The following is a 13,961-nucleotide window of genomic DNA, read 5'->3' as shown; positions in this document are numbered from 1 at the left end:
CATCTGACCATGCGTCCCCGCACCGGTCAATACGGCGGGGAATTGTCGCGCGGACGCGGCTCTGGCAACGTAGCGGCAGCGGGCGCGCAACGCGCCGGGCAAGCCTGAGGGGATGCGCAATGGCTTATTTCGTGACCGGCGGCACCGGTTTCATCGGCCGCTTCCTGATCGACAACCTGCTGAAGCGCAAGGGCACGATCCACGTGCTGGTGCGCAAGGATTCGATGAAGAAGTTCGAGGCGCTGGCGAAGCAGCGCGGCTGGGACCGCAAGCGCGTGCTGCCGGTGGCCGGTGAGATGACCGCGCCGAAATGCGGGCTGTCCGCCGCGCAGCTGCGCGCGCTGTCCGGCAAGGTGAAGCACTTTTTCCACCTGGCCGCGATCTACGACATGGCCGCCAAACCCGATGCATTGCATGCGGCCAACATCGACGGCACCCGCAACGCGCTGGATCTGGCCGTGGCGATCAAGGCTGGCTGCTTCCACCACACCAGCTCGATCGCCGCCGCTGGCATGTATCCGGGCGTGTTCCGCGAGGACATGTTCGAGGAAGCCGAAGGGCTGGACGATCCCTACCTGCGCACCAAGCACGAGTCGGAGGGCCTGGTGCGCGCGGAGAAGCGGATCAGGTGGCGGATCTACCGTCCCGGCATGGTGGTGGGCCATTCGAAGACCGGCGAGATCGACAAGATCGACGGCCCCTACTACTTCTTCACCTTCCTCAAGAAGCTGCGGCAGACGCTGCCGCCGTGGATGCCGACGCTGGGCATCGAGGGTGGCCGGGTCAACATCGTGCCGGTGGATTTCGTCGCCGACGCGATGGACCACATCGCCCACAAGCCGCGCCTGGACGGCCATTGCTTCCACCTCACCGACCCGGAACCGATGCGGGTGGGCGAAGTGCTCAACACCTTCGCCCGCGCCGGCCATGCGCCGGAGATGACCATGCGCATCGACGCGCGCATGTTCGCCTTCCTGCCGGGCAGCGTGCGCATGGCGGTAGGCAGCCTGCCGCCGGTGCGGCGCTTCGTCGGCATGCTGCTGCGCGACTTCAAGATCCCGAAGGAAACCCTGAAGTTCATCACCTACCCCACCCGCTTCGACAACCGCGAGGCCGAACGCGCGCTCAAGGGCAGCGGGATTTCCGTGCCGCGCCTGGACGACTACGCCTGGCGGCTGTGGGACTACTGGGAGCGTCACCTCGATCCCGACCTGTTCATCGACCGCAGCCTGAAGGGCAAGGTCAAGGGCAAGGTGGTGGTGATCACCGGCGGCTCCTCAGGGATTGGCCTGGCCACCGCGCAGAAGGTGGCGGCGGCCGGCGCGGTCACGGTGATCGTGGCGCGCGGCGAAGAGGAGCTGCTCAAGGCGCGCGACGAAATGAAGAAGGCCGGCGGCAAGGTGTTCGCCTACACCGCCGACCTTGCCGACATGGCCGACTGCGACCGGCTGGTGGCGATGATCCTGCAGGAACACGGCCAGGTGGACGTGCTGGTCAACAACGCCGGGCGTTCGATCCGGCGTTCGATCGAGGCCAGTTACGACCGCTTCCACGATTTCGAGCGGACCATGCAGCTGAACTACTTCGGTAGCATCCGCCTGATCATGGGCTTCATGCCGTCGATGACCCACCGCCGCAAGGGCCACATCATCAACATCAGTTCGATCGGGGTGCTCGCCAGCTCGCCGCGCTTTGCCGCCTACGTCGCCAGCAAGGCCGCGCTGGATGCGTTCAGCCGCTGCGCACAGGGCGAACTGTCCGGCAAGGGGATCAGCTTCACCACCATCAACATGCCGCTGGTGAAAACGCCGATGATCGCGCCGACCAAGATGTACGACAGCGTGCCCACCCTGACCCCGGACGAAGCCGCCGACCTGGTGGTGAAGGGCATCATCGAGCGTCCCAGCCGGATCGCCACGCGGCTGGGCATCTTTTCGGCGCTGATCAACGCGGTCGCGCCGAAGGCCTACGAGGTGATCATGAGCACCGCGTTCGAGCTGTTCCCGGATTCGGCCGCGGCCAAGGGCGACAAGCGGGCGCTGCGCGACGAAACGCCGAGCCAGGAGCAGATCGCCTTTGCCGCGCTGATGCGCGGGGTGCACTGGTAGCGATACGAACCGATCGTGGTCTCCGGCGTTGCCCCCACCGGGGCGGCCCGTGGCTGGAGACCATCGGCGACACGGATGTCGCCGATGAGCCTACATGGATGTATTCACGGCGTGTCTCCAGCCACGGGCCGCCCAGGCGGGGGCAACCGCGAGATCAACGCTTCGCAGCCGCCGCCTTCGCCCGCGCCGCCGCATCCTTCTGGTATTCGGCCACGTGCGGCAACTCGCGCAGCACCTTCGAATAGGGGTCGAGCGTGTAGCTCTCGCCCGCCCCCAGCGCGATCCGGCCCCGCCCGTCCGTCATCGGCACGTCCACCACGCGCTTGCCTGCGCGCACCTGCACTGGCATCGGGAAGGGCTTGTTGCCCTCGGTCTTCCAAACCAGTTCGAGGCCGGCGGCGTCGCGGGTGGCAACCAGCTCCGGCAATTTCACCGAACGCAGATAGACGTCGAAGAACCAGCCGTAGTCGTTGCCGGTGATGCGGTTGACCAGCGCGACATAGTCCGAAGTGGAGGCGTAGCGCGGGCGGAAGTTGCCCGGCTTTGGCGCATCGGTGCCATAGACCAATTCGCGGGTAACACGGAAGAAGGCCGCATCGCCGATCAGCCCGCGCAGGGTGTGCAGCATCAGCGCGCCCTTGTAGTACACGTCATTGCCGGGCCCGCGGTCGGCGCTGGAAACAGCCTTCTCCACCATGCTGCGGCCAGCGACGATGGGATGGCGCAGCATCAGCGTCGAGCGCATCTTCATCAGCGCCGCCATGTATTCCATGTCGCCGCGCAGCCACTGCAGGTACAGCGGCTGCATGTAGGTGCCGTAGCCTTCGTGCAGCCAGAAGTCGTCCCAGTCGACGTTGGTCAGCTGGTTGCCGAACCACTCGTGCGCGAACTCGTGCTGCAGCAGCCAGTCGTAGCCGGTCTCCGCCTTCTTGTAGTCGTTGCCGTAGGCATTGATGGTCTGGTGTTCCATGCCCAGGTGCGGCGTTTCGACCACGCCCATCTTCTCGTCGGCGAACGGATACGGGCCGATCACTTCCTCGAAGAAGTCCAGCATCGGCGCGAACTCGGCGAACAGGCCCTCGGCCTTGGCCTTGTTGCCCTTCAGGTACCAGAAGCGCAGCGGGATGGTGTTGCCGAAGCGCGAGCTGTAGTCGCCTTGCAGCAGCTCATAGGGGCCGATGTTGAGGGCGATGGCATAGGTGTCGGGCAATTTTGTGCGCCAGTGGTAGGTGCGCCAGCCGTCGCGTTCGTCCATGCCCTCGGCGATGCCGTTGCCGGCCGCCACCAAGGGACCCGGCACGGTGATGTGCTGCACCACCTCCAGCGGCTTGCCCATCGGATGATCGATGCAGGGCCACAGCAGGTCGCAGCCCTCGCCCTGCACAGCGGTGGCGATCCATGGCTCGCCGGTCGGGGCCTTGGCCCAGACGATGCCACCATCCCACGGCGCCTTCTTCGCCTCGTGTGGCTGGCCGCCGTAGCGGATGCGCAGGGTGGCCTGCCCGCCCGCCGCCAGCGGCTGCGGCAGCTCCACCTGCATTCGGCCTTCGGGGTTGCGCCAATGGGCGGCATCGACCTCCGCGCCATCCACCTCCACCCGCTCGATGGCGTAGTTGCGGTCCAGATCCACCACCAGCCGCTGCACTTCCTGCGAGACGCGGAAACGCAGCGTGGCGTCGCCCTGCAGCCACTGCCGAGCAGGATCGACGCGGAACGACAGTTCGACCTTCTCGATCACCGAGGCCAGCTGTTCTGGCGTGCGCGGCAGGCCCGTTGCCGCGGTGGTTGGGGTCAATTCCGGCTGCTGCGCGGAAGCGGCAGCAGGGATCAGCACCGCGGCAACGGCGATGGCAAGGGCGAAGCAACGGGCGGGCGCGGGCATGCAGCGGAATCCAGTGGGACGATCGCCTACCATGGCACGGGGCACCGGACCGGCGGGTCTGTCGTTGGTCATGCCGGGGCAAAGCTGAATGCCTGCTGGCAAGCGGGCTCTTGCACGCAAAACCTCAGCTTCGATTCATCGCGCAAACCGTTAACTGCAAGTGAGGGCGGCGAATGGTTCGCGCCCCGGGGAGACGAGACCATGAACCGCATTCCCAGACTGCATGTCCTGACCGCCGCCCTGCTGGGCCTTGCGCTCACCGCAGGCGCCGCGCTGCCCGCTGCCGCACAGGACGACGGCAACGACCGCCGCGCCGAACGCCTGGAACGCCGCCAGCAGAAATCCGAAAAGGCGTCCGAAACCCCGCGCCCGGCGCCGGCGGAAAGCCGCAGCCAGCGCAGCGACCCGCCGCAACGCTTCGAACGCGTCGAACGCGCCGAGCGCTCCAATATCCCCCGCAGCAGCGACGCCGAGCGCCGCGAGAACTGGGGTGAACTGGCCCGCCAGCAGCGCGAGCGGCAGGCCGCGCAGGATTCGCGCGGCCCGTGGCAGCAGCGTGAACGCGTGCAGCCGCAGGCCGAACGGGCGCGCGCGCCCGAGCCGCGCATCGCCGAACAGCGTGAACTGCGCCGCCCGCAGGTAGAAGAGCGCCAGCTGGAGCAGCGCCAGCGTTTTGCCGAACAGCGCGAGCGCCAGCGCGAGTCCGAAGAGCGGCAGCGCCAGCAGGCCGCGGCCAGCAGCCCGCAGGCGCGGGTCATCGCCGAAGCGCGTGAGCGCGAAGCCAGCCGAGACCGGCGTGATGATCGCAATGATCGTCGCGACTGGCGCGACGGCGACGGCCGCGTGTCGCGCGAACAGCAGCGCCAACGGATCGAGGAACAGCGTCGCCAGCAGGCCCAGTGGCAGCGCGACGATCATCGCCGCCGCAGCGAGTACGACCGCCATCGCCACCAGCTGGAGCGCCAGCGCCGGAACGCGCAGTACCGTTACCAGCAGGACTACTGGCGCCGCTGGCAGGCTGCGCAGTCGCGCTGGAACAGCCGGCGCTTCGACTACGACCGCGACCCGTACTTCTACACCCCGTACAACTACCGCTACAGCTACGGCGGGCGCTGGTACAGCACCAACAGCTACGGCGCCGAGATCCTGCGCGAGGCGGTGCGCGACGGCTACCGCGAAGGCTGGTATGCCGGACAGGCCGACCGCATGGATCGCTGGCAGTTCGACTACCGCAACAACTATGGCTGGATGGACGGCAGCTACGGTTACCCGGGCCGCTACGTCCGCCAAAGCGACTATCGCTGGTACTTCCGCCAGGGCTTCGAACGCGGTTATCGCGACGGCTACTACGGGCGCAACCAGTACGGCCGTTACGACAATGGCGGCGCGATGATCCTGCCGGCCATCCTCGGCATGATCCTGTCCTTCAGCATCAACTGATCCACGGTACCCCGCGCCAGCTGACGCCCGGCCATGCGCCGGGCGTTTCTTTGCCGGGCGAACACGCGGTGATCGATGGGTGGAACCTCAGCGCAGCTGGCTGTCCTTGCTGCCGCGACGGTTGTAGCCGGTGAACGCAGCGTCTTCGGCATCCTGCGCCTGCTGACAAATCAGGCACAGGCGCACGCCGGGCACGGCCTTGCGCCGGCCCTCCGGAATCGGCGCATCGCACTCTTCGCAGCGCTCCAGCCCCGCCCCGCTGGGCAGCCGGTTGCGCGCCCGCGCGATGCCGTCCTTCACCGTGGCGTCGATCTGTTCCTGCACCGCGCCGTCGCCGGCCCAACCGATGGCCATGTCCGCCTCCTTCCCGCACCCGCCATACCCAGGAACCGTGACGATACACCGCGCCCGCTGGCGCGTCGGCAACGCCTCGCTCACACTTGCGCAGGTGTTGCAGGGGGCGTGATGGACAAGCACGGCAAACGGAAGGCTGCGGACGGACTGGGAGCGGAGACGCGCCTGCGCGATCTGTATCGCCGCACCTACCCGCTACGCACGCTCGGCATGGGGCTGGGTTTGCTGCCGGTCGCGATGGTGCTGCAGGAACGCGAGGCGGGCATCGTCGCCTGGGGGTGGGCGTTTTCCTGCGGCCTGGCCTGGCCGCATCTGGCGCGCTGGCTGGCCGCGCGCAGCCGCGATTCCTACCGTGCCGAATTGCAGAACCTGGTGATGGACTCGGCGCTGGCTGCGTCGCTGGTGCCGCTGATGCACTTCAGCCTGCTGCCCTCGGTCATGCTGTTGTCGGTGACCACCGCCGACAAGATCAGCTCCGGCGTGCGCAGGCTGTGGCGGCGCTCGTTGCTGCCAATGCTGGGCGCGCTGCTGCTGTCGGGACTGCTGAACGGCTTCAGCGTGGACATCAACACCAGCATGAACACGCTGCTGGCCTGCCTGCCGACCATGGTCATCCATACCCTTGCGGTGGCCGCCAGCAGCTATCAGCTGGTGCGCCGGGTGCAGGCGCAGAACCTTCAGCTGGACATGCTGAGCCGGTTCGACACGCTCACCGGGCTGGGCAGCCGCGCGCATTGGCAGGCGATGGCCTCCGGCCTGCTGCAACAACCGCAGGAACGGCCGGCGACCCTGTTGCTGGTGGACGTGGACCGCTTCAAGGACACCAACGACCGCCATGGCCATGCGGTCGGCGACGACCTGCTGCGCGCGATCGCTTCCTGCATCCTGTCCACGCTGCCGGCAGGCGGCCACGCCGGTCGGCTGGGAGGCGACGAGTTCGTGGTGGCGCTGCCGCTGGCACCTGCCGAGGCCGCGCGCGTTGCCGACACCCTGCTGGCGCAGGTGCAGGCGCTTGAGTTCCCGCGTATCCCCGGCCTGCGCGCGTCGATCAGCATCGGGCTGGCGGCGCCACCGAGCGGAACCACCGATCTGCGCGCATGGCTGGAAGCCGCTGACGGCGCGCTGTACCTGGCCAAGGCCAACGGGCGCGGCCGCGTGCAGGCGTTCACCGCCGAAGCAGCCGACGGCTGAGTACTTGCGGCTCACGAAACCGTGACGAAACGGCGCTACAGTGGCGCAGTTGCCCATTGTCCGGAGCCCGCCATGCGCCGTCTCGCCGCTTCCGCCCTGCTGTTGATTTGCGCCACCCCGGTATTCGCTGCGCTCAAGCCCGGTGCCGCTGCGCCCGCTTTCACAGCGCCCGCCTATCTGGCCGGCCAGCCCTACACTTTCGACCTGAAAGCGTCACTGGCGAGGGGCCCGGTGGTGCTGTACTTCTTCCCGGCCGCGTTCACGCCCGGCTGCAATGCCGAAGCCGCGGCGTTCTCGCAGGCAATCGACAAGTTCAAGGCGCAGGGCGCCAGCGTGGTGGGCGTGACCGCCGGCAATACCGAGCGGCTGGCGGAGTTCTCCAGGGACACCGAAAAATGCGCCGGCAAGTTCCCGGTGGCGGCCGATGAGGGCGCCAAGATCGCCAGGTCCTACGACGCCACCATGACGCTGAAGCCGGACCTGTCCAGCCGCACCTCCTACGTCATCGGCAAGGACGGCAAGGTCGCCTTCGCCTTCGACTCGATGAACCCGAACCTGCACGTCAGGGAAACGCTGGCGGCACTGGCGGCGATGAAGACGAAGCGCGCCGGCAAGTAAGCGGATCGATGCAGCGCGGCGGGCGCCGCGCTGCCCTGCTTCAGTGCGTCGGGCGCACCAGCTTCTCGTGCAGTTCGGCGGTCAACATGGTGGCAGCCGAGCCGTACCAGCTGTGGTAGTCGGCCACCATCTCGCCGTGCTGGATCACCGGATCGGTGGCAACCAGCGCCTTGGCCTCCTCGATATCGGCGGTGGCGAACACGAACAGGCCGCGCCAGTCGCCGCCGGCATCCCCGAACGGCCCGGCCAGCGCCAGCTTGCCCTCCTTCGCCAGCCGCTGGATGTTGGCCATGTGGCCGGCGAACATCGCCTTGCGTGCGTCAGCATCCTTCACCGGGGTGGGGCCGGTACGCAGGATCACCAGCACGTAGCGGCGCATGCCGCGCTCATCGGCGCCGGTGCGCTGCGCCAGCGCGGCGTCGTAGACGGGTGCGGCGGATTGCACAACGGGCTCGGCCGCCGGCGCTGTGCCGATGGCGGCGGCGGCGGCGAGCATCAGCACATGGAGGCGGCGCATCGGGGGGCTCCTGTTGCGGAATGGGGGTGTCATGGGTCTGCCGACAGCGTTTCGCGCTGGGTCCGGCCCAGCACCAGCGGCTCGCGCAGCGGCAGGCCATCGGCATCGAACAGCAGCTTATTGCGGCGGCCGCGCAGGCGCGCGGCGAACAGGCCGGCGGCGATGCGCAGGATGCCGGCAAGCCGTCGCAGCGGGGGTGATGCCACCGCCGCAGTGGCCGAAGCGGTGTTGACCGCGATCCGCCCGGCCGGCCCGAAGCTGGCCTCGATGGCATCCGCCGGTTCCGCAATGGCGGCTACCGGCACCCCCAGGTAATACAGCTTCGCGTCGCGCGGGATGTTGCCCAGCGGCGTGCGGCAGCAGCTGGCGTACCAGCGCAGCAGCCCGTGCGGCCCCAGCGACATGCAGGCCAGTTTTTCGAAGCCGCGGGTGATGTGCAGCCCGTCCGGCGCCATCGCCACGATGTCGCTGCCACCGGCCGTGTCCAGCAACTCCGCGCCGCCCAGCCAGCGCGCGAACGCCCGGCAGTCCCGGCAATAGCAGCTCGCCCGCACATACGCGCGCTGCGGATCGATCCGCCCCTCCACCTGTCCACAGCGGCACGCAAGCTTCATCTCGCGCCCCTCCCCAGGGTGTAGGGCTGCACGATAACGGAAGCGGGCGGGTCCCGGGAGACCCGCCCGCTTCCGGCGTCAGCCGGCGGCGCTTACCAGATCTGCACGCGCTTGTCCGGCGCCAGGTACATGGCGTCGCCCTGCTCCACCTCGAAGGCTTTGTACCAGCCATCCAGATTGCGCAGCGGGCCGTTGGCGCGGTACATGCCGGGCGAATGCGGGTCGGTCTTGAGCTGGCGCAGCAGGGCTTCGTCGCGATATTTGCTCTTCCACACCTGCGCCCAGGCCAGGTAGAAACGCTGGTCGCCGGTCAGGCCGTCGATCACCGGCGCGGGCTTGCCGCCCAGGCTGAGCTGATAGGCCTTGTAGGCCATCGACACGCCGCCGAGGTCGCCGATGTTCTCGCCCATGGTCAGGCCGCCGTTGACGCACTGGCCTTCCAGCGGGCAATAGCCGTCGTACTGCGCGCCCAGCGCCTTGGTGAGCTGCTCGAAGCGACTGCGGTCCTCGTCGGTCCACCAGTTGCGCTGGATGCCGTCGGCATCCGACTTGCTGCCCTGGTCGTCGAAGCCGTGGCCCATCTCGTGGCCGATCACCGCTCCGATGCCGCCGTAGTTCACCGCGGCGTCGGCGTGCACGTCGAAGAACGGCGGCTGCAGGATCGCCGCCGGGAACACGATCTCGTTGAACGCCGAGTTGTAATAGGCGTTCACCGTCTGCGGGGTCATGCCCCATTCCTCGCGGTCGGTCTTCTGGCCGACGCGGCGGTTCTGGTCGGCGCGGTTGAACTCGCGCATCGCCACCGCGTTGCCCAGCAGGTCGTCGGCCTTGATGGCGACGCTGGAGTAGTCCTTCCACTTGGACGGATAGCCGATCTTCGGGCGGAAGCTGGCCAGCTTGCGGTAGGCCTCTGCCTTGGTCGCCTCGCCCATCCAGCCGATCTGCTCGATGTTGCTGCGCAGCGCTGTGCGCAGGTTCTCGACCAGCTGGTCCATCGCCGCCTTGGCTTCCGGCTTGAAGTAGCGCGCCACGTACAGCTCGCCCAGCGCTTCGCCGAGGCCGCCGCGGCCGCCGACCAGCGCAAGCGCCCGCTTCCAGTCATCGCGCTGCGCCTTCTGTCCCGCCAGCACCTTGCCGTTGAACTCGAACGAGGCTGCGTCGATCTCGCTGCTCAGCAGGTCTGCGTTGCCGTCGACCGCATGGAAGGCCAGGTAGTCACGCCAGGTCGCCAGCGGGGTGGCATTGACGATCTCGATCACCGGCTGGATCACGTCCGGGGTGGTGATGTTGAGCTTGTCCGGCTGCGGCATGCCCTGCGCGCGCAGCTGCGCGACCCAGTCGTAGCCGGGGAACTTCTGCTGCAGCTCGGCGAAGGTGAACTGGTTGTAGGTCTTGTCGCGGTCGCGCAGCTTGACCCGCTCCCACTGTGGCTTGGCCAGCGCGGTTTCAAGCGCCAGCACCGCTTCGGCGCGGGCCTTGGCATCGGCGCCGGTCACGCCGGCAAAACCCAGCATGCGCTGGATGTGCGCCACGTAGGCCTCGCGGATCTTGACGAAGCGCGCGTCCTGATTGAGGTAGTAGTCGCGGTCGGGCAGGCCCAGCCCGCCCACGCCCAGGCCCACCTGATACTGGTTCGGGTCCTTGCGGTCGATGCCCACGCCCAGCCCGAACGGCGCGCTGCTGCCGTCGATGCCGGCGTTGCCGAACGCGGCGATCAGCTTGTCCTTCGAATCGATCTTCGCGATCCGGTCCAGCACCGGCTGCAGCGGCTTGATCCCGGCGGCGTCGCGGCCGGCGCGGTCCATGAAGCTTGCGTAGTAGTCGTGCAGCTTGCGGCCGTTGCTGCCGGCGGCGAGATCCTTGCTGGCCAGCAGCTCGTCCATCAGCGCGCGGGTCTGCTCCTCGGAGCGGTCGCGCAGCTGGTTGAACGAGCCATAGTTGGTTTCGTAGTCCTTGAGGACGTAGGTGTCGATCCACTGGCCGCTGGCGTAGCGGTTGAAGTCGTCGCCGGGCTTGACCGACAGGTCGCGCGCGGTGAGGTCGACGCCGAAGCTGCCCAGCTGGGCCTTGCCGTTCGGTGTGGCGGCGGTGGCGGAGGAGACGGCGACAGCGAGGGCGCCGGCGATGCCGAGGCCAAGCAGGGAACGCTTCATGCGGGAGGTCTGGTGACGGAAGGAAACCCGAGAGTAGCCTGCATCCCTACTCCACCGCGCGTGACTTTGGTTGGCCTGTCCGTGAGCCACATCGCGGTTGCGCCGCGCGTTCAGACCACCGCGGTCACCACGATCTCCACTTTCCAGTCCGGGTTGGCCAGCCTGGCCTCCACGGTGGCGCGAGCCGGCGCCTGGCCCGGCGTCACCCACGCATCCCACGCCCGGTTCATGCCGGAGAAATCGGCGATGTCGGCAAGGAAAATCTGCGCGCGCAGGATCCGGGTCTTGTCGCTGCCGGCCTGCGCCAGCAGCGCATCGATGGCCTCCAGCACCTCGCGGGTCTGGGTTTCGATGTCGGCGCCGGCGGTTTCCGGCACCTGCCCGGCAAGGTAGGCGATGCCGCCGTGGATGCAGGCTTCGGACATGCGCGGGCCGGCGTCGATGCGTTCGATCATGGGAGGCTCTTCCGATGTGGGAATGGCACCTTCGCCCAGCGTCTCGGCGCGCGCAAGCCCTGCGCAGCCACGGAGGTCAGCCCTCGGCGTCCGCGTCCACGCCGTGGAGGTCATCGGGGTCGAAGTCGTAATCGAGCAGGTCGCCCGGCACGCAGTCCAGCGCCGCGCACAGCCGTGCCAGGGTGCGGAAGCGGATCCCCTTGACCTTGCCGCTGCGGAACAGCGACATCTGGGTTTCGCTGATGCCCACCGTGGCCGCCAGCTCGCGCGCGGTCATGCCGCGGTTGGCCAGCATCGCGTCCAGCGTGATCCGCACCGGCATCAGACTATCTCGTCCAGCTCGGCCTGCAGCGCGCGGGCGCTGTCGACCACCCGCGCCAGCAGCACCAGCGCCGCGCCAACCACGCCCAGCACGATCCCGGACAGGTCGAAATAGGCCAGCCCGCCCTGCCCGCCTTCGATCAGCCGCGTCAGGTTGGTGATGGCGAACACGCTGAGCAGCGCGCCCACCAGCACGCCCACGCCGATGTGGCGGATCGCCCGCGCCACCGCGGCGTGGAACAGCCGGCCCGCAGCCAGATCGCCCAGTGCGCGTTGCACCGCCCATAGCGCCCACAGATAGCCAAGTCCGGGCGAGAGGCGAACCAGCATCAGCAGCGTCCGGTCGCCCGCGCTGGCGTTTGCGCTGCCCATCCACGGCAGGGTGCTGGCGCCCAGTGCCAGCAGCAGCGCCAGCCCGGCGAACACCAGCACGGTGGCGGCGCGCAGCCAGTGGCAGTGGCGTCGGAAGCGGTCGGGAAGCGCCATCGGGCAGCTCTCTGAAAAAATCTGGACTTTAAGCTTGACTTAAATTTCTCTCCGTGTAAAAACTTTATGCAAGAGTTAAAACACGGAGCCCGGACCATCATGCCATCCGCCATCGAAACCCGCGGCCTGAGCCGCCGCTTTGGCGACCGCCCCGCGGTCGACCGCGTCAACATGCATGTGCCGGAACGCAGCATCTACGGCTTCCTCGGCCGCAACGGCGCCGGCAAGACCACCACCATCCGGCTGCTGCTGGGCCTGCTGCGTGCAGACGCCGGCAGCGCGCATATCGCCGGGATCGATGTGGCCCGCGACCGCATCACGGCCGCGCGCAGGGTCGGTGCGCTGCTGGAGGCGCAGGGCTTCTACACTCACCTCAGCGGCCGCGAGAACCTCGACCTCAGCCGCCGGCTGCTCGGCCTGCCCGCCACCGAGCCCGACCGCGTGCTGGAGATCATGGAAATGACCGCGCACGCCGGCCGCCGCGTCGCCGACTATTCGCTGGGCATGCGCCAGCGTCTCGGCCTGGCGCGGGCGATGCTGGGCGCACCGCCGGTGCTGGTGCTGGACGAACCCACCAACGGCCTCGATCCGGAAGGCATCACCGACATGCGCCGCTTCCTGCGCGCATTGCCCGAGCGCGCCAACGCCACCGTGCTGCTGTCCAGCCACCTGCTCGGCGAGATCGAACAGACTGCGACCCACGTCGGCATCCTCAGCCACGGCCGGCTGGTATTGGAAGGCGCGCTGGCCGAATTGAAGGCGGGGCTGGCCAGCGAAGTGCTGATCGAAACCGACACCCCCGAGCGCGCCGCCAGTATCGCCCGCGCCCACGGCTTCGATGTCGTCCGCGAACGCGACGCGCTGATCGCCCGGTTCCGCCCCGGGGATGACAGCCGCCATGCCACCGCCGCGCTGAACCGGGTGCTGTGCATCGCCGGCGGCGTGCGCGTCCATGCGCTGTCCCCGCGCCAGCGTTCGCTGGAAACCCTGTACCGGCAGGCCGCGAACACCGCCGCGCCGGCCACCCTGTCCGCATGACCACGGTGACGACGATGACCGCGCTTTCCCGCACGCCGCGTTTCACCACCGCAATCGCGGTGGAAGCCCACAAGCTGCGCCGTTCGCTGGCACTGCTGCTGGCAACGGTTGCGCCGCTGTTGATCGCGGTGTTCGTGTTCTTCAACCTGCTGCGCGGGGAGAAACCCGCGCCGTGGACGATGTCGCTGCAATCCTCGGCGGCGATCTGGGCATTCTTCATGCTGCCGATGAGCATCACCGCGCTGACCGCGCTGGTGGCGCAGGCCGAGCACGGCCCGCGCGCGTGGGATCACCTGCGCGCACTGCCGGTTCCGCGCTGGCACCTGTACGCGGCGAAGGCCGTCTGCATGCTGGCGCTGGTCGCGGCGATGAGCCTGTTGCTGGCGGCGTTGACCTCGCTCGCGGTGGTCGGCGCCGGCATTGCCAAGCCCGCCATCGCCGCCACCGGCGTCCTCGACATCGCCGGCTACCTGCGCCTGCTGGGCCGTATTTTCCTCGCGTCCTGGTTGCTGGTCGCGGTGCAGCTGTGGATCGCGCTGCGCTGGGCCAGCTTCGTGCCGGCGCTGGCGACCGGGATCGCCGGCACCTTCTTCGCGGTTGTCGCCACCTCGGCCAAGGTGGGCGTGGCGATGCCCTGGCAGATCCCGGTCAACCAGCTGGCCAGCGACCCGGCCCGCGCCGACCTGGCGTTGGCGCTGGGCTTGGCTGGCGGGATGGTCTGCTTCGCGCTGATGCTGTGGCGGATGGGCCAGCGCGAAATGCCGGCCTGAGCCCTCTGCTCGTC

14 protein-coding genes are annotated in these 13,961 nt (G+C 68.4%); 6 read left to right on the top strand and 8 right to left on the bottom strand.

Translation table 11 applies throughout. The features are described from left to right. Nucleotides 1-119 precede the first annotated feature (119 nt). The gene (locus E5S66_RS07080) at nucleotides 120-2,108 is read left to right on the top strand and encodes an SDR family oxidoreductase (protein WP_138348553.1); all 1,989 of its coding nucleotides are present in this window, start codon (nucleotides 120-122) and stop codon (nucleotides 2,106-2,108) included. Between the two features lie 154 nt (nucleotides 2,109-2,262). On the opposite strand, the gene E5S66_RS07075 is transcribed toward E5S66_RS07080, so the two are convergent. Then, the gene (locus E5S66_RS07075; protein WP_138348552.1) at nucleotides 2,263-3,990 is read right to left on the bottom strand and encodes a M1 family metallopeptidase; all 1,728 of its coding nucleotides are present in this window, start codon (nucleotides 3,988-3,990) and stop codon (nucleotides 2,263-2,265) included. A gap of 201 nt (nucleotides 3,991-4,191) precedes the next feature. Between E5S66_RS07075 and E5S66_RS07070 the strand changes: the two genes are divergently transcribed. After that, nucleotides 4,192-5,430, top strand: coding sequence for a hypothetical protein (locus E5S66_RS07070; protein ID WP_138348551.1), 1,239 nt, complete (start codon nucleotides 4,192-4,194; stop codon nucleotides 5,428-5,430). A gap of 87 nt (nucleotides 5,431-5,517) precedes the next feature. On the opposite strand, the gene E5S66_RS07065 is transcribed toward E5S66_RS07070, so the two are convergent. Then, nucleotides 5,518-5,784 (bottom strand): DksA/TraR family C4-type zinc finger protein, encoded by a 267-nt coding sequence (locus tag E5S66_RS07065; protein ID WP_028838344.1) that lies wholly within the window; start codon nucleotides 5,782-5,784, stop codon nucleotides 5,518-5,520. A gap of 111 nt (nucleotides 5,785-5,895) precedes the next feature. Here E5S66_RS07065 and E5S66_RS07060 point away from each other — a divergent pair, with 111 nt between their 5' ends. Then, nucleotides 5,896-6,975, top strand: a complete 1,080-nt coding sequence (locus tag E5S66_RS07060; RefSeq protein ID WP_138348550.1) for a diguanylate cyclase — start codon at nucleotides 5,896-5,898, stop codon at nucleotides 6,973-6,975. Between the two features lie 72 nt (nucleotides 6,976-7,047). Then, nucleotides 7,048-7,593 carry a peroxiredoxin gene (locus E5S66_RS07055; RefSeq protein WP_138348549.1) on the top strand — a complete coding sequence of 182 codons (546 nt, stop codon included), beginning with the start codon at nucleotides 7,048-7,050 and terminating at the stop codon, nucleotides 7,591-7,593. Nucleotides 7,594-7,633: 40 nt separating this feature from the next. Here E5S66_RS07055 and E5S66_RS07050 read toward each other — a convergent pair whose 3' ends face one another. The 6 genes from E5S66_RS07050 to E5S66_RS07025 form a co-directional block, all read right to left on the bottom strand. Continuing rightward, complete coding sequence (locus E5S66_RS07050; RefSeq protein WP_171033500.1) at nucleotides 7,634-8,110, bottom strand: YciI family protein; 477 nt, start codon at nucleotides 8,108-8,110, stop codon at nucleotides 7,634-7,636. 29 nt (nucleotides 8,111-8,139) lie between these two features. Then, nucleotides 8,140-8,724: a DUF6151 family protein gene (locus E5S66_RS07045; protein WP_138348547.1), complete on the bottom strand. Its 585-nt coding sequence runs from the start codon at nucleotides 8,722-8,724 to the stop codon at nucleotides 8,140-8,142. A gap of 92 nt (nucleotides 8,725-8,816) precedes the next feature. Next, the gene (locus E5S66_RS07040) at nucleotides 8,817-10,877 is read right to left on the bottom strand and encodes a M13 family metallopeptidase (RefSeq protein WP_138348546.1); all 2,061 of its coding nucleotides are present in this window, start codon (nucleotides 10,875-10,877) and stop codon (nucleotides 8,817-8,819) included. Between the two features lie 110 nt (nucleotides 10,878-10,987). Continuing rightward, a complete protein-coding gene (locus tag E5S66_RS07035; RefSeq protein WP_138348545.1) occupies nucleotides 10,988-11,332 on the bottom strand; it encodes a RidA family protein in 345 nt (114 codons plus the stop codon). Between the two features lie 76 nt (nucleotides 11,333-11,408). After that, the gene (locus E5S66_RS07030; RefSeq protein ID WP_138348544.1) at nucleotides 11,409-11,654 is read right to left on the bottom strand and encodes a helix-turn-helix domain-containing protein; all 246 of its coding nucleotides are present in this window, start codon (nucleotides 11,652-11,654) and stop codon (nucleotides 11,409-11,411) included. Then, the gene (locus E5S66_RS07025) at nucleotides 11,654-12,139 is read right to left on the bottom strand and encodes a DUF2975 domain-containing protein (RefSeq protein WP_138348543.1); all 486 of its coding nucleotides are present in this window, start codon (nucleotides 12,137-12,139) and stop codon (nucleotides 11,654-11,656) included. The genes E5S66_RS07030 and E5S66_RS07025 overlap by 1 nt, the downstream gene beginning before the upstream one ends. 99 nt (nucleotides 12,140-12,238) lie before the next feature. On the opposite strand from E5S66_RS07025, the gene E5S66_RS07020 reads away from it, so the two are divergent. Together E5S66_RS07020 and E5S66_RS07015 are read left to right on the top strand one after the other, a co-directional pair. Continuing rightward, nucleotides 12,239-13,177 carry an ABC transporter ATP-binding protein gene (locus E5S66_RS07020; protein WP_138348542.1) on the top strand — a complete coding sequence of 313 codons (939 nt, stop codon included), beginning with the start codon at nucleotides 12,239-12,241 and terminating at the stop codon, nucleotides 13,175-13,177. Then, nucleotides 13,174-13,947, top strand: coding sequence for an ABC transporter permease (locus E5S66_RS07015; RefSeq protein WP_212745327.1), 774 nt, complete (start codon nucleotides 13,174-13,176; stop codon nucleotides 13,945-13,947). The genes E5S66_RS07020 and E5S66_RS07015 overlap by 4 nt, the downstream gene beginning before the upstream one ends. Nucleotides 13,948-13,961 lie beyond the last annotated feature (14 nt).

Origin of the sequence: Thermomonas fusca (assembly GCF_005862345.1) — a bacterium.
GTDB lineage: Bacteria > Pseudomonadota > Gammaproteobacteria > Xanthomonadales > Xanthomonadaceae > Thermomonas > Thermomonas fusca.
This window is presented reverse-complemented; position numbering and strand designations above follow the sequence as displayed.

Bases quoted from the DNA above. Each gene is read 5' to 3' on its own strand.
- E5S66_RS07080 (WP_138348553.1), top strand. From the start codon at position 120: ATGGCTTATTTCGTGACCGGCGGCACCGGTTTCATCGGCCGCTTCCTG.
- E5S66_RS07075 (WP_138348552.1), bottom strand. From the start codon at position 3,990: ATGCCCGCGCCCGCCCGTTGCTTCGCCCTTGCCATCGCCGTTGCCGCG.
- E5S66_RS07070 (WP_138348551.1), top strand. From the start codon at position 4,192: ATGAACCGCATTCCCAGACTGCATGTCCTGACCGCCGCCCTGCTGGGC.
- E5S66_RS07065 (WP_028838344.1), bottom strand. From the start codon at position 5,784: ATGGCCATCGGTTGGGCCGGCGACGGCGCGGTGCAGGAACAGATCGAC.
- E5S66_RS07060 (WP_138348550.1), top strand. From the start codon at position 5,896: ATGGACAAGCACGGCAAACGGAAGGCTGCGGACGGACTGGGAGCGGAG.
- E5S66_RS07055 (WP_138348549.1), top strand. From the start codon at position 7,048: ATGCGCCGTCTCGCCGCTTCCGCCCTGCTGTTGATTTGCGCCACCCCG.
- E5S66_RS07050 (WP_171033500.1), bottom strand. From the start codon at position 8,110: ATGCGCCGCCTCCATGTGCTGATGCTCGCCGCCGCCGCCGCCATCGGC.
- E5S66_RS07045 (WP_138348547.1), bottom strand. From the start codon at position 8,724: ATGAAGCTTGCGTGCCGCTGTGGACAGGTGGAGGGGCGGATCGATCCG.
- E5S66_RS07040 (WP_138348546.1), bottom strand. From the start codon at position 10,877: ATGAAGCGTTCCCTGCTTGGCCTCGGCATCGCCGGCGCCCTCGCTGTC.
- E5S66_RS07035 (WP_138348545.1), bottom strand. From the start codon at position 11,332: ATGATCGAACGCATCGACGCCGGCCCGCGCATGTCCGAAGCCTGCATC.
- E5S66_RS07030 (WP_138348544.1), bottom strand. From the start codon at position 11,654: ATGCCGGTGCGGATCACGCTGGACGCGATGCTGGCCAACCGCGGCATG.
- E5S66_RS07025 (WP_138348543.1), bottom strand. From the start codon at position 12,139: ATGGCGCTTCCCGACCGCTTCCGACGCCACTGCCACTGGCTGCGCGCC.
- E5S66_RS07020 (WP_138348542.1), top strand. From the start codon at position 12,239: ATGCCATCCGCCATCGAAACCCGCGGCCTGAGCCGCCGCTTTGGCGAC.
- E5S66_RS07015 (WP_212745327.1), top strand. From the start codon at position 13,174: ATGACCACGGTGACGACGATGACCGCGCTTTCCCGCACGCCGCGTTTC.